Genomic DNA, 16,853 nt, shown 5'->3' on the forward strand with positions numbered 1-16,853 from the left:
TAACTGGCTGATTTTACTCGGTTTTTAAAACACGAACTGTGAAGTTGATCGCCTCATCGCAGCGATTTGAATTTCCGAACGGCGTGCAGATTAAGCACCCCGCTTGTCGATTCTGCGGTACGCGCATCGAAGACGATCCGTTGCACTGAGTACGACGTTTCTGTCCGGTTAGACGATCAGGTTGAGTAACACCGCTAAGAACAAGCAGCCACTGAAGGCTTTGTTATGGTCAAACGCAAACGCGACCAGATACAAAGGCCAAAACCCTTCTGGCAGATCCTCAGGCGCTTGTTTCGGGCGCTCATTGGCAAAATAGCGAACATTTTTTAAAGCTTTCGGCAACGCCAACCATACCAGAAGAAACGGCCAGTTCAGCACACCCAGCAAAACGGCGATGGTGATGCCCAAATACTGCACCTGCCAGATCATCAGCACCATGAAACGGCTGACCATTTCACCCAGCAACACAGGAAGCGTATTGATGCCTTTGCGTTTGTCCTCTTCCAATTTGTCTGTGTGTTTGCCGAACAAGACAGTGGTAGGTCCTAGGCCATAGAGCACGGCAAGCCAAAACACCGGGGTTGACCACTGACCGCTAACGACATATGCCGATCCACACACCATCAACGGTCCCCAAACCAACCAGACCGCCGGCTCGCCCAGACCGATGTATTTCAACGGGTAGGTGTAAAACAAGACAAAGAACATACCCGCCAACATCAGGTAAAAAGTATTGATATCTGTCCGCCAAATAAGCACTGCGCCAATCAGCAGTGCCAGCCCACCGGTTACAGTGATGTAACGGAACAGCGTCGCTTCAGTGACGAATCCGGCTTCTAACGGCTGCGGACCATATTGCGTGCGGAAATAGTTGTCTTTATCGACGCCTTTTTTAAAGTCAGTCCAATCGTTTACCAGATTGTTGGTGGCGTGTGCCAGCACCAAACCCACTGTCACCAATATGGCATTCACCAGATCGAACGATCCGCTCGGCACAGCCATCAACAAACCGATCAACGCTGAAAACAGAGTCATCACAAACACAGCAGAACGCGTGGCAATGAACCAGCGTTTCGCCAGTCCCATGGTTTGCCAGTCTGTCTGGTCAATTCGGGGGATTCGGGTAAGGATTTGAGTCCAGGCTGGAATCACAGTCGTCAGCTCCTGCAATGAGAATTGCCCGCATTAAAGCACGATTCCAGCCTTGGTTTTTAGACTTAATTACATTGAGTCCGACGTGACGACTCATAAGCCGTCACAGAAGGCTTACTGTTAGCGATCAGGACCGTTGACCAGTTGCCATTCGCTGACACGCGGGTTCAGAAATCCGCAATCGGTGTAGGCTTTTACCACCAGCCCGTCCTTTTTCATCTGCATCAGACCACGGTGCAGGGCGGTGTTGAAATCCCAGCCAAGCGCATGAGCCCGTGACACGGCAAAATGTCGGGTGCCGACCAACGCTATCTTCACTTCTGGAATGGGTACCATTTTTCCTTCGGGTAAATCCAGGGCTAAATCCGGTGTCGCCTGAAATGGCGCCAGCAGATAGTCGCTGTCACCGCTGAACACCTGAGTCACCATGTCACCCCAGGTATCGGTATGACTAACATTGGCACCAAAGGCCTGCAGGGTATTCCAGTCAATCACCCAGTTTTTACTCGAAACACCTTGCAGAGTCTGCAATTCAAGATTATCCCGGCTGTCCAGAGCTCGACTGTTCGCGGGTGACGTGTAAAAACCAGCTTCAAACTGGCCCCGTTCAATGACCGCCGTGGTGATATAAAGGTTATCCCAGCGCGGCGACAGATCTTTGCGCCATAAACTGGTAACCGAAGCAATGGCGTCGCCAGCTTCCAAGCCGTCCAGCATGGCACCATAGTCGGGTTGCTCTACAAACTGCACCTGAAACCGCCCACCTGTGCGCAATAACGCTTGTTGAAACAGCACGACTTCGACCACATCACGTCGAGCCCCGTTGCCAGAATAGTCGGTGATGGTCGCCGGATCCCGGCCTGCCATGAATAATTGGTAGTCCGCAAGAACGTCAGGTGGAATATAAACGGGTACGGTTTCAGCGAAAGAAAAGGTGGTCAGAGTCGTGAGAGTGAACGCGGTGAAGATCAGGCGAAATAGTTTCATGTTGCCTCCTCGTATTATTATAATACCAAAATAGTACCTTTTGATTGAAAAACAGGCAATAAATAAACCCAATTAATAAATTGGTACTAACATCACAGACAACAAGACCAATTCATATTCCTCTTCATCGCGTGATAGCACCAATCTTGATGGCTATCGATTGTGTTCGAACCGAGAACCGGGTCAAATACAGATCGAGCGTCTATCAACCATTGAAGGGCATAAGTAAGGAGACACCCGTGAACATAGTAGCCATCGGCGGAGGCGAGCTTCGGCTAGAGCAAACCTTGCCAATCGATCGTTTCATCGTCGATTTAACCGGGAAGCCACAGCCTAATGCCCTGTTTCTACCCACCGCGAGCCAGGATTCCGCCGGGTACTGCGAAACGTTCAGAAACGTTTACGGTAAAACACTGGGTTGCCAGGTTGAGTTTTTGTGCCTGAGCCAGCCGCGATTAACCAAAGAGGACATCGAACAGCGTATTGCCAACGCCGACCTGGTTTATGTAGGCGGTGGTAACACGCGGTTGATGATGCAGCGCTGGCACGAAACCGGAGTCGATCACTTACTCCTTGAGGCAGGGCAGCGCGGGTGCGTACTCAGTGGATTAAGCGCCGGTGCGATCTGCTGGTTTCAAGCCGGGCTGTCGGACAGTGACGCGTTCAATGATGAGGCGGATTGGTCCTTTGCTTCCGTTGCGGGCTTAAACCTGACGCCGGAGATTTTTTGCCCGCATGTCGACTCTGAACAACGCCATCAACCCTTTACAGAACTGGTCCGGAACACCGATGCTGTTGGACTGGGCGCCGATGATGGCGCCGCTGTTTGGATACATGACAATCGCTACCTGGCTCTCAGTTGTTTGCCCAACGCAGCAGTTGGGCTCTACCGGTCGTCCAAGCAAGGGCTGGATTATCAGCGCTACGGCGATGGCCAGAAATTGCCTTTAGGAGAGTCTGCGTGAATTTTTTGACCCTGGTTCGTCATGGTGAAACGGATTTTAATCGGCAAGGTCGGCTGCAAGGTCAGACCAACACCCCTTTAAACCGCGACGGTCAGCAACAGGCCCAGCGAGTGGCCGAAGTACTGAAATCGCAGACATTTGATGGCCTGTGGTCCAGCCCTTTAGACCGAGCGTTGAACACGGCCATCACCATCAATGAACATCATCAGCTGCCAATCCAAACCATGGAAGTACTGATAGAACGCTCATTCGGTACATTCGAAGGCCTGCCAGTGGCACAGCTGCGCGCTCATGAGCCCGACGATATGGAGTCGCTGCAGGACTTCGTCATTCCCGGTGGCGAGTCTATCGCGCAATTACAACAACGGGCGAGAGAGCTGGCAGATCGAATTAGAGCTGAGCCCAATGAACATCTACTCATTGTAGGACACGCCGGTCTGTTTCGGCCCGTAATCGGCGCGTTGCTGAATTGGCCGATGGACCGTTGGTTCCATCTCGCTCAGCACAACACTTGCCTGAACAGCTTTCGTTTCGATGAGGACGGTCAGGTGGTGGCATACCAGTTGAATGATCACCAGCATTGTCTATAAATGGACAGCATCGACGACAACCACCTGCATTGGAAACCAACCATGCCTTACTGTGCAAAACAAAGGGGTTTCACTTTGGTCGAATTGATCCTCGTGATCATCATCATTGGCATCCTGTCGGCTATTTTTATTCCCAGTTATTGGGAGGTATCCCGGCAGGCGCGAATCGCCACGTTGGATGGTGTCAGTGCCGCCATGCGCTCTGCCGCGGCCATAACCCGAGTAAAGGCTTTGTCTCAGGGGTTGGAAATTGCGCCGAGCAATCCAGGCAATGGGCAGCAGAATTACATTGTGGATGTCGAAGGGCTGTCTGTCGAAGTTGATTGGCGGAATCTGTGTCCAGAAAGCATTCCAGAATGGGGCGATGCGCTGTCAGACAGTACGTTGTCAATGCTCGATTACATTCAATTAACGGCAAATCCAACCGGACTCGACGGCGATCTGAAAACCGAGGTAGACAATCAATTCACCCGGGTCGGCTATCAGTTTCCGTCCGCCGGCAAGCTGGGTTGCTTTGTGGAATACGATTCGTTCGGCGACCCGATGTGCACCGTCCGTTTGGTTATCGACGACTGCTAACTAACCGGAGTTAGGGTTCCGTGACGACGCTGGAGCCAACGGTCGTTTGCGCTTGCCGGTTCAATAACTCCTGATCACTGCGTAAATACAACCATGCGGCGACAAGTAAAACCAGCGCCGTTGAGAAAAACAACGTCGGCCCCCCCGCAAACTGCAACACAATACCACCAACCAATGGCGAAAGGCTGACGCCAATAGCACCCAAACCACTGGCACCGAAATAGGTTCCGCGCATATGATCCGGCGCGATACGGTCAATCAGCAGACTAAAGGTTGGAAACAGCACCACTTCCCCTAAACTTAACACCACGGTCGCCACATACCACCAATACACTGGACCATGCAGCGGAATAAAGCCGTACATGACAAAAGCGCCGATAAACCCGATCAAACCGACATTCACGCGAAACAACAGACTGCGATTGGACAGTAACTTCAGTATCGGAAACTGCAACAGCACAATAATAGATGCGTTAATCAGCATTATGGGGGTATAGATTTGCACCACCCGATCGCCCAGTTGATTGAGGTATTGCACCAACGACGTCTCTTGATGCAGATAGCTGTACATCACTAAGGCATTAGCCAGAATCAATAACAGAAAAGCGTGATCTTTGCGCAGCACCCGCATCGCATCGCGAAACCGGTAAGGAATTTTTGGCACTTCTTCATTGCTGTTGATACGGCGAAATACCCAGACAAAACTCAATCCCCAGGTGCCATAGGCTAGGGCCACCAGCCAAAACGTGGTTTGCGCTCCAGTGAAACCCAGATTCAGCCCCACCAACGGTCCAAAGGCGGCGCCAACGTTCACCAAGTAATAACGTACATGATGCGCCAGCTCTCGTTGCGATTTGTCCGCAATCAGATCCGAAATCATCGCCCGGGCAGGTGGTTCCAGCATGGAACGGCTCATACCGACACATACAGCACCCATCGCAAACAGCCAGGCGACCGACGCCAACGCGAGCAAAATGAAGGCCAACACATAGATGCCACAGGCCGCGACGATGACTCCCTTGCGGCCGATTTTATCGGACAGGAACCCGACATACAGTGAGAACAGGGCGCCGGCCAATGCGGTCATACTGAGAATGGCGCCAATCTGCGACTGGGGCATGGCGAATTTATTGTGCAGAATCACCGCCATAAACGGCCAGACCATAAAAAAAGACGCACGCGTCAAAAAAGTTCCTAGCAAAACGACCCATACGGCAGCGGGAAAACGGGAGAGTTGAGCAAACATAGCAAGACGGGCACCAATTTTCAGGGGCGCGAAGTATACGTCAAATTGGCAGGTTCAGCGAATTGAAACAACAGGCGAGCCAAAGGCCAACGTCAATCAAACAGCTGCTCGGCGAAATGCTCTAATTGAATGCCGAGATGGCCATCGGGTAACACATTGGCAATGTGAATCCGGGTCTCGCCTTGGGCGGCTGTCATGCTTGTTAGATCCCAGATAGCCCCCAGTCTGAACCCCTGATTGGTCGGCATCAGGATACGGACCTTTGGATACAAACGCTGGCCTTCGGCTGCCTGAATGACGACGGCGAGATCACCGGACGTTAGCTCAACCAGGGTCCCTGGGGTCACCCATCCTAAGAAATGAATAAAGGCTTCCACCATCTGGCCATCGAATTGGCTGTCGCGGAGACGCCATAGAATACCCATGGCTTCATGATGGGATCGGGCTTTTTGATAGACACGGTTGGAGGTAATGGCGTCGTAGGCATCGACAATCGCAACTATTTTCGCCATATCATCAATCTGACTACCGGTTTGACCTGACGGATAGCCTTTGCCATCGGGCCGCTCATGATGATGTCGGATGCCATTCAAGATACGTTCGCTCAGTTCTGGTTCGTGACGTAACCGCTCATAGCCATAAACGGGGTGTTGCTTCATGACTTCGTATTCGTCTTGGGTCAATTTGCCGGGTTTGTTCAGCACCTGGTGATCGACATCGATTTTGCCGAGGTCGTGCAGCAGACCAGCGACACCAACTTGAGCCACATCGCGATCATTCCAACCCAACGTGCGGGCCAGCCCCATAGCCAACACACAGACATTCAGACAATGCTCTGCAGTGTAGGCATCCTCATGTTTAATCCGTGTAAGCCAAACCAGCGCCGGTAAGTTGTCAGCCAATGACATGGCCATGCGGCGAACCGACACGACCGTAGTACGGACATCATCCTGACCAAGATCTTTAAAATGATCGATTATGCGCCGGGCTTGTTTATTCAGATCAAGATAGCTCGTCAGCGATGCTTTCATCGACTGCGCGGTAATGGGTTTCTTGATCAGAGGCGAAGGAGGGCGATTCGGCGAAATAGACTGCATCGCCGCCGACACTGATTGGGCGTTACGACTTTTGGCAATATCAACAATGACCCATTCGCAGTGCTGTTGGATCCAAAGTTTTTCGACCTCGTCGGCGACCACAAAGCCTTGCAAAAGAAATGGCGTTTCACTCCAGGCAGCCGACAAACGAGCGACATAATGCCCAAGCTGTAGCTGGTGACTGGGTATTTTTTGCTGATTTTCCCAAATGGTCTGGTCAGTTTCCTGGCCAACTTGCATACGATACGCCTGAATTCGTCTGAATAATTACCAATAGTACAGCTTTATACAGAAAATCCACGAATGTTCTATTGTCTTTTTGTGCCACTTTGTAATACTCCGCGCATCGACTGACGTCATTCCATCAAACACACAAAGGACAATCCAATGGCTAAAAAACCAACCGCCATTAAAGAACGTTACACAAAAACCCAAATTTTAACTGAGATTGCCGAAAGCACGGAATTAAGCAAAAAGCAGGTTCAGGCGGTTTTAGACGAACTCGCAGACATCATGGAACGCCACATCAAGAAGCGCGCCTGTGGTGAATTTGTACTGCCAGGTTTGATGAAAATTCAAACCGTTAAAAAGCCTGCCCGTAAAGCCCGTCCTGGTGTTAACCCATTCACCGGTGAAGAAATTATGATTGCGGCCAAGCCAGCAAGTACGACGGTAAAAATCCGTCCATTGAAAAAATTGAAGGACATGGCGGTTTAAACCAACTTGTCCTCTCCCGGGCCCAATATCATTGGGCCTTGTTAGCTGCTCACTTCGGTGCCCGCCTTGACTCAAAACACGTCAAAATCCCGACCATTGGATCGCATTGATCTGAAAATACTCAAAGCCCTGCAGGATAATGCACGCTTGTCTTATGTCGACCTCGCCCAAAAAGTCGGTTTGTCGACCACGCCATGCATGGACCGGGTTAAACGATTGGAGCATTCAGGTTATATTCAGGGCTACCACGCCAAATTAGATCCCGATAACCTGGGTCTTGAATTATTGGTCTTCCTGGAAATAACCCTAGCCAGTCAGTCCCCGGAGGCGTTTGCCGAGTTTAATCAAGCCACGGCGAAATTGAATTACGTACAGGAGTGTCACTTGATTTCCGGCCAGTCTGATTATCTGTTAAAACTGCGCCTGCCGGATTTAAAAAGCTATCGTAAACATTTGGGTGAACTGCTGTTGGCACTGCCACACGTTCGTGAATCGAAAAGTCATATCGTCATGGAGGCGTCGAAGCAAACCGACAAGCTACCCATTGATTTGGTCAGTCATCGCTTTCGAACTTAAGGCCGTAAAAACAAACGTTAAATTCCAGCCCAGCGTTGCATCAAATTCGAACGCGGGGTTTTCAACCGCAAAAAATAGGCTAAGGTATGCTGACAGAGTCATTAAATCTTAGCGATCAAAGCAAACATCAGAGTCCATTCAGGAGTAAATTATGATCAATCGTTGGGCAAAAATTGGCCTTCCCCTGGCATTAACCGGCGCTGTGCTATCCGGTTGTACCACCTTAGAAGCGTACTCTGGTGAGACGCAAATCAGTGGCGCATCAAAAGGTGCCATTGCTGGTGGTCTGATTGGTGCTGTTATCGGTGCGGCGACCGCACCAAAAGAAGAACGCGCCAAGCGAGCCATTATTGGCGCCGGTATCGGTGGTGTCGCCGGTGGTGGGGTTGGTTTTTACATGGACCAACAGGAAAAGGAATTACGTGATGAATTGGTGGGTTCCGGAGTTCAGGTGCAACGAACCGAGGAAGGCCAGATTGATCTGATCATGCCTGGCAATATCACCTTCGATGTAGGCAGCGCGGATGTGGCAGAATCGTTCCTCCCTACTCTGAAATCGGTGGCCAAAGTGTTGAAAGAATATGAAAACACGTTGGTAACCATCGGTGGACATACCGACAGCAGCGGTTCTGAAGAGTTTAACCAATTACTGTCTGAGCAACGGGCAACTTCTGTTGCCAATATTGTTTTACAGGAAGGTATCGTGGTTGAACGCGTTGCCGCCGTCGGCTTCGGCGAAATGCAACCCATTGCGGATAATGGTACCGCTGAGGGTCGCGCCGAGAACCGTCGTGTTGAAATCACGTTGGATGCAATCGTCGCCGAATAAAAACTCGGATCGATATTACCGGGGTCTCGTTTGAGGCCCCTTTTTCGTTTGGGGAATGTCTGTTGGAAATCCTGGGATATGTTGCCGCCTTGGGCGCCGCCAGTTGTTGGGCGGTCGCTGGCTTACTGGCGGTTGGACCGGTTCGAGTTTTGGGTCCGATACCGTTTAACGCCTTGCGAATGTTAATTGTCGCCAGCCTGCTCACCCTTTGGTTACTGGTAACCGGACAGTGGTCCTGGCCAAATACATACGCCCTGACAACGCTGATACTTTCAGGTTTCATTGGTATTTTTTTGGGCGATACCCTGCTCTTTACCAGCGTCAAAATATTAGGCCCGAGAATGGCTGGTCTGTTGTTTGCAACCAACGCGCCGTTGTCCTTCCTGTTTGGCGTCTTCATTCTCAGGGAGTCCGTCAATGCTGTGAATCTGCTCGGTGTGGTCGCAGTGATCCTAGGGGTCTTCATTGCGATCATGGCTCGCGCCAAAGCAGGCACCCATCATTGGGAGCAGTCTGCAGGCCATACAGGGCTGGGCATATTGGCGGGTTTTGGTGCAGCCACCTGTCAATCCGTGGGCGCACTGATTGTCGTCGGTTTGCTACGAGACGACCAAGACCCGGTATTCGCGACCATGGTAAGGGTATGGGTCGCAGTGTTGTTTCTGTTCATCAGTTTGTTTTTTAGCCGTTTTTCCGGTGGCTTCGGTCGTTATCGCCTGTTAACTCCGCGGCTGATGACCATCCTGATGTTCAGCGGACTGATGGGCATGGCGATTGGCATGAGTCTGTACCTGATCAGTATCAGTTTAGCGCCATTGGGCATTGCCACTATCCTCAGTGCCACGACTCCGGTGATTATCCTACCGCTACTGTGGATATTTACCGGAGAACGGCCCTCCTGGCGCTCTACGATGGCAGCCTGTATTGTGGTCGCCGGAACTAGCTTGATTTTTGTCGCCCGGTAAACCTATGAAAAGCAAAGACAGATTATTTCAAATCATGACGCCTTGGGCAGCTTGGTATCGAGCTTTCAAAGTACTGGCAGTCGTTCAACTGCTGGTCTCGATCCTGTTACCCTTTGTGTGGCCAGATCTGGATACCGGTCTGTGGCTGCTCTCGTTCGCACTATTGGCGTTTTGGCTGTCCAACTACGCCTTACTGCGCCTGACCTTGCACCACAACCCAAAACGTCATGGTTTGGTAGGGTGGTTCGTGGGATTGTGGGAGAATCTGTTATTTATCATCTGGTTTGGGGTACTGCTGGCCATTGTTATGCTTATCATCAAAACTGTCGGCTTGATGGTCGGCTAAAGTTGAGCAGGCAGCAAATGGGCGAGCGGATTGAATTCAGGCCGTCCACCAAAGCTGCAGCCCGTAAGCGATAACCGCACCAAAAGCCAGTCCGGTAAATACTTCACCCACACTGTGACCTATACGTTCTCGGAAACGCTGTATCACCAGTTTGCCTTTATTGGGTTCGCGACTAAAGGCTAGCTGCCTCAACTGCATGAATTCATCCATCAGAATATTCAATGCGGCGGCGTGTTTGCCGGCAGCCAAACGCACTCCCATCGCATCGTAAGCAACCACCGACATAAAGATAAACGAAAGGGCAAACAGGCTAGAGCCAAACCCTTCGTGCAGGCCGATGGCCATGGTTAAAGCCGCCACCGTCGACGAATGGCTGCTCGGCATGCCACCGGAGGCGAAGATCACATCCGGGCTTATGCTTCGGTGAGTGATGGCCTGCACAACACCTTTCGCGGTCTGTGCAGCCAGATTACCGACCACCGCGGCCATAAGGGGGTAAGAAAAAAGTTCCATATCGACTGTTTGTAATGGGCTCTGCCTTAATCATACACAACACGGCGAAAAATGCGCCTCGGTGTCAGCGGATAAATCGCCTTTTGCCCCAAAGAGGGCTCAGCCTAAAGCCAGCCAAACGCCCACAAACAGCATCAAACTGCCAGCAATGCGGTTAAGTACCCGGACATTGGCCGATTTCTGTAATAATCGATTTAACGAGCGTCCGCCTGCGGCATAGGTCATCAATGCAATCCATTCGATTAACAGGATCAGTACCACCAACAAGGTTAATTGCCCCGGCAATGGCAAAGACTCATCGATAAAGGGCGGCAACAACACCATAAAGAACGCCCAGCCTTTTGGGTTAGCAACCGCCGTAACAAATCCCTGAGTCATCAGGGTAACGCGGGATATTGTTGGGTCGTCAGGATTCACCTGATCTGGAATCGCCATTTTGCCTTTGGAACGCCACATCTGCATACCCAACCAGATTAAATAGGCGCCTCCGAGCCATTTAAACAGGGTAAACGCCCAGGGCGCACCGAGCATGACGGCTGCGACACCAACAACCGCCGCAATCGCAACTAGGCCGACACCGACCAGTTCACCTGCCATCATCCATAAGGTGCGTCGCACGCCAAGTGTAATACCCAAGGTCATCGAAAGAGTCATGCACATGCCAGGAGTAAAGGAGACAAATAAAAAGGTTGGCACGAAGGCCGCTAACAACGCGAAATTCAACACGGAAATGCCTCAAAGTGGACTGCGAAACCAGCGCCCCGGCGACCAGAATTAAGGCCAGAGCAGAACACATAGTACTGTTGTCAGAGGCAAAACCAAGTGGTCATGCCATCCGTTTGCTTAACCCAATTCTACAAACCGACCAATAAACCGTTATATCCTGTGCTGAAATGATAACGGTGCCACTTGCAAATTGTGAGGCTGTGATACACTCAACCTATTCAACTTTCACAGCATTGAGGTCCTATCATGCGACATTTGAGCAAATTGGTCATGGTGTCACTGGCCACTGTCGGCGCCAGTGTAACCGCGTTTGCAGACGTGGGTGTACTCGACAAATACGAGTGCCATAAAAATCAGGAAACCAAAAAATATCACTGCCATGGCCCGGTTGAGCTGGCCAAACTGGGGGGTGTCATCGTCGGTGCGGATACGCGAGTTCAGGGCTGGGCAGGAGCCGATAACGGTCTTTTCCTGTTTGCGGGTGTCGCGGCAAATATCGAAGTGAACTATAAATGGATCGCGGCCACAGGCAGTTACTTCATGATGCCCCAAGTGACTAACGCGGATCCGGAAAACATCAACTTTGACGATTCCATTTACCTGCAAGGTTGGGAAGCCGGGTTGAAATTCGGTCCGGGCGTGGGTCGGCTCGGGTCAAAAATGTACGTCACCGCGGGGTGGTCTAATCCAGTTGTTACTGACGTTGGTGATGCCTCCAACAATGCCAACATTGCGGGCTATTACGCCGGTGCGGGTTTTGGTGCCAATACCCAAACACTGGTCTTTGACGTTATCGCAACCTACCGCGATGCCACTGCAGTGGCTGAGTTTCTGACCGATCAGGGTCAATCACCGGATGTGCTCAGCTTTGATACCCGAGTAGCTATTGGCTGGCGTTTTTAATCAAACGGAATCGTTGTACATGAAATCAGTATTAATCCCGCTGCTGGCGGGACTGGCGCCTTTGTGTTTTGCTACGCCTGGCGCAGTCGATGAGTACGATTGTCATCGTGATTTTGACTCTGGTGAATACCACTGTCACGGCAGTGATGATCGGGCCAAACAACAACATACGCTGATCGGCATCAGCAGTCGAACGGATGTCTGGCGCTATAGCGACGGTCCAATGAATGTTTTTTCCGGCGCGGCTGCAGAACTAGAATTGGCTTTCGATCACCTGGCCCTGCACGGTGGCTACGCGTATCAGATTCATGTGACCGGCGCTGAGGACTACAACCTGACCGGTTGGGACATTGGTTTGAAGGCCGGTCCCAACATAGCGCGCTTGGGTTTTCATCCCTATGTTGAAGCGGGCTACTTCAGTCAGAATTTCAATCTGTTGTTCGGTCAGCAGTTACCTTTTTCGGGTATTCAGTACGGTGTCGGATTGATCTGGAACCGTAACGCCATGGCGTTTGATCTGCGGCTGATGAACAAAACCATCGGCGAACTGGAGCAGGTTTGGAGCTCGCTGGGCGCACCGGGTGTTATCATGAACGCGACTGGACAGTTCGGTCTGTATTTTCGTTTTTAACCAGAACAAAGTGTCACGGCGGAATTCCCCTTCCGTGACCCGAACTCAGTGCGCGATGCCACGATCCATCTCCATGGCCATGCCCAAGCGGACATGCAAGTCAGCCGCCTTTGGCAGGTTCGCGAGTACTTGTTCTGCAAGTTGATCTGGCCGCATGACCGATTGGCGTTGTTTTAAATAATTGTTGGCGTGTTCGGTGCTGGAAAAAAACTTCAGCGCAAACACCTGAGACTGCAATTCACCGCGCAATTCCTGTGCAATGGAAGCAGACCAAACAGATTCAACTCGCCGGTAACCGACTTCAAAGCCATGACTGAAACTGTTTAGTGGACTCGCCGGCGCTAACGCTTGCAATGGATCCGTTTCATCGGGTAGAGCATATTTTTGCTGCGCCATGCGCGACTTGCTGTGCAACGCATACGAAATCAGCACATTGACGGCCTCAGCGGGCTTTTCCCCTTCCAGCTGGATAAGTGGCAACAGATCCCCGAGCCATTCCGTTGGAGAAATCTCTGCCGGTGCGGCATTAATCGCAAACAGATAGCCGTCGATGGAGGCAAGATTGGGCATCAATTCATGATTAACGATGCGATCTTGTTGGCTGCGTTCTTTAAACCGGGCGAGCAGAGCGTCGAGCGCTTCTCGGTAACTGTAGCTTTTTGCCCATTGATTGGTCATCGCGAATACCTTATTCCTGTGGTTTCGATTGCTCGAAATGAGCCAGCTGGTCTGCGCTGGCTTCTTGCTGGTAGCGCGCTTTCCATTGTTCATACGGCATGCCATAGACAATTTCACGGGCTTGTTCTTTGTCGACCGACTCGCCATGTTCCTCAGCTGCTGCGCTATACCATTTTGACAGGCAATTGCGACAAAAACCGGCCAGATTCATCAGATCGATATTCTGGACATCTTTACGAGCGTCGAGATGTTGCAGCAACCGTCTGAACACGGCGGCTTCGATATCGGTTTGGGTTTGTTTATCCATGGTCGATTCTCCATTCTGAAGCACTCACCGAGCGTAACGTGGGTGGTGCGGTTTGTTAAGCTCAGCCACCAGCCTTTTTCACGTGGAAGCCTTTTGCCTGTAATACGTCCATCAACAGGTCACGGAAATCACCTTGAATTTCAATGACACCATCCTTAACCGTGCCGCCAGTGCCACATTTGCTTTTCAATTCTTTAGCCAAAACCTTTAACTCAGTTGGCGTCATCAACACGCCATCAACCAGCGTCACGCCTTTGCCTTTACGGCCTTTGGTTTCGCGCCTAATCCGCACGATACCATCACCTTCGGGGATCTGTTCTTCGGCGCACCGGCAGGCAGCGATCGGCTGGTCACAGTCGGGGCAGATTTTACCGTCCTCTGTGCTGTATACACGACGGTTATTGCCGAGCAAATCATCGAGTCCGGCAAGGGATGACGTTTTCTTCTTTGACATAGGGCAGTTTTAAAAAAGTAACTTACGGAAGTGTTAATTGAACGGTTGGCAAAGTAAATGACTGATGGGGGCTGCCACCAGTCATTTGTCGGGCAAGCACCGAATTAAACGATGTCGAGTAGTTCCACTTCGAAAATAAGCGCCTGGTATGGACCAATAGCACCACCAGCGCCTTGTGCACCGTAAGCCAGATTGTGTGGGATATAAAGTTTCCACTTGTCACCAGGAACCATCAATTGTAATGCTTCTGTCCAACCTGCAATCACACCGTTTACCGCGAATTCAATAGGTTGACCACGCTGAACAGAACTGTCGAAGACTTCACCGTTAATGAGTGTTCCGTGGTAGTGAGTCTTTACTTTGGAATTTACCGCCGGTTTGGTTCCGGAAGCATCACCTGAGACCAGAACTTCGTATTGCAGACCTGAAGCTGTGACAGTGACTTCATCACGCTTGGCATTTTCAGCCAGAAACGCTTCACCTTCACCGGCCAGCACTTTTTCTTTTTCAGCTTGAGCCGCAGCCAAACGTTCGCGAATGACTTCATACGCCTGCTGCATATCCATTGGATTGATTGGATCAGCAACTTGGGTAAAGGCATCCAACACACCCTCGGTGACCGCTTTGATATCCAGACCTTCAAAAGGCTGTTCCAACAACTGGCCACCCATCTGACGACCAATGCCGTAGCTGACGCGTAATTCCGGGGTATCGTATTTAGACATAGTTATTCCACTGGTTTGAGATAAAAATTGGCCGCGCAGTGTAGCACAGCCAAGTAAAAGGGAGCAGGCCAGACCGAATTACACCGAAGATGTCTGCTCCTGTTGAATCTGCTGCAACGCTTCTTTAAAGACGTCGGCTGGCTGACCACCATTGATGGCGTATTTTTGATTGATGATGAAAGTCGGAACTGACTGAATGCCCATTCGATGCATACGGCGCTGCTCATCGCGAACCTCTTGCGCAAATTCATCACTGTCAAGCACAGCGGCGGCTGTTGCTCGGTCTAGCCCGACACTGGCAACAACGTCTAGCAGGGTTTCAGCATCGTTAAGCCGTTTGTTGTCGGTAAAATGTGCTTGGAACAACGCCAATTTCAAGTCGGTTTGTTTGCCCTGACCTTTAGCCCAGGTTAACAGCCGATGACAATCAAATGAGTTGATCATGATGCCATCGTCTGCGAAATTGAAGGTAAATCCCGCCTGTTCACCCATTACAGATATCCGCTCGCGATTTGCATCACTCTGTTCGGGCGTTATTCCATATTTTTCCATCAGATGTTCGCGCAAATTCTGACCGGCCACCGACATATCCGGATTCAGTTCAAAAGCATGCCAACTAATGTCGGCGTCAATGTCGTTTCCCAGCGCTTGCAGCGCTATTTCCAGGTTTTTATAGCCGATTGCACACCAAGGACACATGACATCTGAAACGATTTCGATGGACATCTTATTCATAGCAACACTTCTTCACAAAAATGTGAATTCTCTTGATACGTAGATATACCCTGCTATGGCGGCAAAAAGTTGGGCTTCAAGGTAAAACAGGTTTTTTTATGTAATCGACAGCCACGGAATTTTAGACTTTAGTCGTATATACCAAAGTCGTATTCATGGAGATTGCCATGCCAATGCCAAAGGGTCGTCCGGATTCTGAATCGCACAGTAAGTCCTATATTGTTGTCGGGCTCTTACAGGGATTTACCTTAACCATTTCGCTGTTCTTGCTGATCGGCATGGGTTTGTAGGGTATTTGCCTGGCTCAGCAGCCAAGCAGGTTGGTTTGATAGAACTTCGGCGTCACCGCCAGTCGGCGCTTGAAATGTCGCTGAAAGTGGGCCTGATCCGCAAAACCAAGCTCCAGAGCAACACTGCTCAATGCCTGGCCCGATCTTAACAGCTGCTTCGCACGCTTAATGCGGCTGTCTAATTGAAAGGCATGTGGGGTTTGACCGAATCGAGCTTTGAAACTTCGAATCAATTGGTATCGGCTCAGCCCGGTCTGCGCGCTGAAGTCTGACAAGGTTAAATTATCCCCCAGCCGATCCATGATCATCTCTCTTGCTGTATCGGCTGCGCGCAGCGAACCGTTCTTTGCAGGTGACTCTGCTTCAGTCACAGCAAACAATAAGGGAACTAAGGCGAGGAATTCCGTTTCGACCTCCAGTGTTGATGACGCTGACATTAGCGTATAGTAAAAGTGCTGAATTGCGGCGAAAACGCGAAAATCTTCGTTCTTATTCGCAGAAAATTCCCGATAGTCAGAACCATATTTACCATCGAGTTCGGCCTGAATCTGGCCTAACCAGGTTGTGTCCAAAAACAGCATTCGATAAGACCAGTCCCCTTGGTGAGGATTACAGGAATGGGCCATGCCCGGATTAATCGTCACCGTCGAGCCGGCACCAATACTCTGCACTGAGCTGCCATTGCGATAACGAGCGCTGCCGGTATCGATAATTCCGAATGAAAATTCATCATGACTGTGCGTGTGATAACAGGCCGTTGAATTCACCGTCGTACGTACTTCAATATGCGGACACTGCGGACTGCGAAAAAAAACAGGCGCTATTTCGGTCATGGTTAGGTT

At 50.8% G+C, this 16,853-nt stretch carries 23 protein-coding genes; 11 read left to right on the plus strand and 12 right to left on the minus strand.

Annotated elements, in window-relative coordinates:
* Positions 1-168: 168 nt before the first annotated feature.
* Both IYN85_RS10540 and IYN85_RS10545 read right to left on the minus strand, forming a co-directional pair.
* On the minus strand, positions 169-1,152 hold the full coding sequence (locus IYN85_RS10540) for a prenyltransferase (protein ID WP_370592186.1): 984 nt from the start codon (positions 1,150-1,152) through the stop codon (positions 169-171).
* A 120-nt stretch (positions 1,153-1,272) separates the two neighbouring features.
* Positions 1,273-2,139 (minus strand): hypothetical protein, encoded by an 867-nt coding sequence (locus IYN85_RS10545; protein ID WP_196158859.1) that lies wholly within the window; start codon positions 2,137-2,139, stop codon positions 1,273-1,275.
* Between the two features lie 239 nt (positions 2,140-2,378).
* Here IYN85_RS10545 and IYN85_RS10550 point away from each other — a divergent pair, with 239 nt between their 5' ends.
* The 3 genes from IYN85_RS10550 to IYN85_RS10560 are packed head-to-tail and all read left to right on the plus strand — an operon-like array spanning position 2,379 to position 4,273.
* The gene (locus tag IYN85_RS10550) at positions 2,379-3,104 is read left to right on the plus strand and encodes a Type 1 glutamine amidotransferase-like domain-containing protein (protein WP_196158860.1); all 726 of its coding nucleotides are present in this window, start codon (positions 2,379-2,381) and stop codon (positions 3,102-3,104) included.
* A complete protein-coding gene (locus IYN85_RS10555) occupies positions 3,101-3,694 on the plus strand; it encodes a histidine phosphatase family protein (RefSeq protein ID WP_196158861.1) in 594 nt (197 codons plus the stop codon). Before IYN85_RS10550 ends, IYN85_RS10555 begins: the two co-directional genes overlap by 4 nt.
* A gap of 42 nt (positions 3,695-3,736) precedes the next feature.
* On the plus strand, positions 3,737-4,273 hold the full coding sequence (locus IYN85_RS10560) for a prepilin-type N-terminal cleavage/methylation domain-containing protein (RefSeq protein WP_196159193.1): 537 nt from the start codon (positions 3,737-3,739) through the stop codon (positions 4,271-4,273).
* A 10-nt stretch (positions 4,274-4,283) separates the two neighbouring features.
* Here IYN85_RS10560 and IYN85_RS10565 read toward each other — a convergent pair whose 3' ends face one another.
* Together IYN85_RS10565 and IYN85_RS10570 are read right to left on the minus strand one after the other, a co-directional pair.
* Positions 4,284-5,519 (minus strand): MFS transporter, encoded by a 1,236-nt coding sequence (locus IYN85_RS10565; RefSeq protein WP_255533711.1) that lies wholly within the window; start codon positions 5,517-5,519, stop codon positions 4,284-4,286.
* Positions 5,520-5,611: 92 nt separating this feature from the next.
* Positions 5,612-6,856, minus strand: a complete 1,245-nt coding sequence (locus tag IYN85_RS10570) for an HD-GYP domain-containing protein (RefSeq protein ID WP_196158863.1) — start codon at positions 6,854-6,856, stop codon at positions 5,612-5,614.
* A 147-nt stretch (positions 6,857-7,003) separates the two neighbouring features.
* Between IYN85_RS10570 and IYN85_RS10575 the strand changes: the two genes are divergently transcribed.
* The 5 genes from IYN85_RS10575 to IYN85_RS10595 all read left to right on the plus strand — a co-directional run bounded on the left by IYN85_RS10575 (position 7,004) and on the right by IYN85_RS10595 (position 10,049).
* The gene (locus IYN85_RS10575) at positions 7,004-7,333 is read left to right on the plus strand and encodes an HU family DNA-binding protein (RefSeq protein WP_196158864.1); all 330 of its coding nucleotides are present in this window, start codon (positions 7,004-7,006) and stop codon (positions 7,331-7,333) included.
* Between the two features lie 66 nt (positions 7,334-7,399).
* Entirely contained in the window at positions 7,400-7,909 is a 510-nt protein-coding gene (locus IYN85_RS10580; protein WP_196158865.1) for a winged helix-turn-helix transcriptional regulator, read from the plus strand.
* A gap of 151 nt (positions 7,910-8,060) precedes the next feature.
* A complete protein-coding gene (locus IYN85_RS10585; RefSeq protein ID WP_196158866.1) occupies positions 8,061-8,738 on the plus strand; it encodes an OmpA family protein in 678 nt (225 codons plus the stop codon).
* Between the two features lie 62 nt (positions 8,739-8,800).
* The gene (locus IYN85_RS10590; protein ID WP_196158867.1) at positions 8,801-9,703 is read left to right on the plus strand and encodes a DMT family transporter; all 903 of its coding nucleotides are present in this window, start codon (positions 8,801-8,803) and stop codon (positions 9,701-9,703) included.
* A 4-nt stretch (positions 9,704-9,707) separates the two neighbouring features.
* A complete protein-coding gene (locus IYN85_RS10595; protein ID WP_196158868.1) occupies positions 9,708-10,049 on the plus strand; it encodes a hypothetical protein in 342 nt (113 codons plus the stop codon).
* A 36-nt stretch (positions 10,050-10,085) separates the two neighbouring features.
* On the opposite strand, the gene IYN85_RS10600 is transcribed toward IYN85_RS10595, so the two are convergent.
* Positions 10,086-10,562 carry a divergent PAP2 family protein gene (locus IYN85_RS10600; RefSeq protein ID WP_196158869.1) on the minus strand — a complete coding sequence of 159 codons (477 nt, stop codon included), beginning with the start codon at positions 10,560-10,562 and terminating at the stop codon, positions 10,086-10,088.
* A gap of 99 nt (positions 10,563-10,661) precedes the next feature.
* Positions 10,662-11,288 (minus strand): LysE family translocator, encoded by a 627-nt coding sequence (locus IYN85_RS10605; protein ID WP_196158870.1) that lies wholly within the window; start codon positions 11,286-11,288, stop codon positions 10,662-10,664.
* 246 nt (positions 11,289-11,534) lie between these two features.
* Between IYN85_RS10605 and IYN85_RS10610 the strand changes: the two genes are divergently transcribed.
* Both IYN85_RS10610 and IYN85_RS10615 read left to right on the plus strand, forming a co-directional pair.
* Positions 11,535-12,191 (plus strand): hypothetical protein, encoded by a 657-nt coding sequence (locus IYN85_RS10610; protein WP_196158871.1) that lies wholly within the window; start codon positions 11,535-11,537, stop codon positions 12,189-12,191.
* Positions 12,192-12,210: 19 nt separating this feature from the next.
* Complete coding sequence (locus tag IYN85_RS10615) at positions 12,211-12,822, plus strand: hypothetical protein (RefSeq protein WP_196158872.1); 612 nt, start codon at positions 12,211-12,213, stop codon at positions 12,820-12,822.
* Positions 12,823-12,867: 45 nt separating this feature from the next.
* Here IYN85_RS10615 and IYN85_RS10620 read toward each other — a convergent pair whose 3' ends face one another.
* The 5 genes from IYN85_RS10620 to IYN85_RS10640 all read right to left on the minus strand — a co-directional run bounded on the left by IYN85_RS10620 (position 12,868) and on the right by IYN85_RS10640 (position 15,721).
* On the minus strand, positions 12,868-13,500 hold the full coding sequence (locus IYN85_RS10620; protein ID WP_196158873.1) for a UPF0149 family protein: 633 nt from the start codon (positions 13,498-13,500) through the stop codon (positions 12,868-12,870).
* Between the two features lie 10 nt (positions 13,501-13,510).
* Positions 13,511-13,807: a DUF1244 domain-containing protein gene (locus tag IYN85_RS10625; RefSeq protein ID WP_196158874.1), complete on the minus strand. Its 297-nt coding sequence runs from the start codon at positions 13,805-13,807 to the stop codon at positions 13,511-13,513.
* A gap of 61 nt (positions 13,808-13,868) precedes the next feature.
* Positions 13,869-14,261 (minus strand): translation initiation factor Sui1, encoded by a 393-nt coding sequence (locus tag IYN85_RS10630; RefSeq protein ID WP_196158875.1) that lies wholly within the window; start codon positions 14,259-14,261, stop codon positions 13,869-13,871.
* Between the two features lie 104 nt (positions 14,262-14,365).
* Complete coding sequence (locus IYN85_RS10635; protein ID WP_196158876.1) at positions 14,366-14,986, minus strand: FKBP-type peptidyl-prolyl cis-trans isomerase; 621 nt, start codon at positions 14,984-14,986, stop codon at positions 14,366-14,368.
* Positions 14,987-15,064: 78 nt separating this feature from the next.
* Positions 15,065-15,721: a DsbA family oxidoreductase gene (locus IYN85_RS10640; protein ID WP_196158877.1), complete on the minus strand. Its 657-nt coding sequence runs from the start codon at positions 15,719-15,721 to the stop codon at positions 15,065-15,067.
* A 167-nt stretch (positions 15,722-15,888) separates the two neighbouring features.
* Between IYN85_RS10640 and IYN85_RS26150 the strand changes: the two genes are divergently transcribed.
* Positions 15,889-16,011 (plus strand): hypothetical protein, encoded by a 123-nt coding sequence (locus tag IYN85_RS26150; protein ID WP_255533713.1) that lies wholly within the window; start codon positions 15,889-15,891, stop codon positions 16,009-16,011.
* Positions 16,012-16,025: 14 nt separating this feature from the next.
* Here IYN85_RS26150 and IYN85_RS10645 read toward each other — a convergent pair whose 3' ends face one another.
* Complete coding sequence (locus tag IYN85_RS10645; RefSeq protein ID WP_196158878.1) at positions 16,026-16,844, minus strand: AraC family transcriptional regulator; 819 nt, start codon at positions 16,842-16,844, stop codon at positions 16,026-16,028.
* Positions 16,845-16,853: the final 9 nt, after the last annotated feature.

This window comes from Reinekea sp. G2M2-21, assembly GCF_015687175.1.
In the GTDB taxonomy this organism is placed as follows: domain Bacteria; phylum Pseudomonadota; class Gammaproteobacteria; order Pseudomonadales; family Natronospirillaceae; genus Reinekea.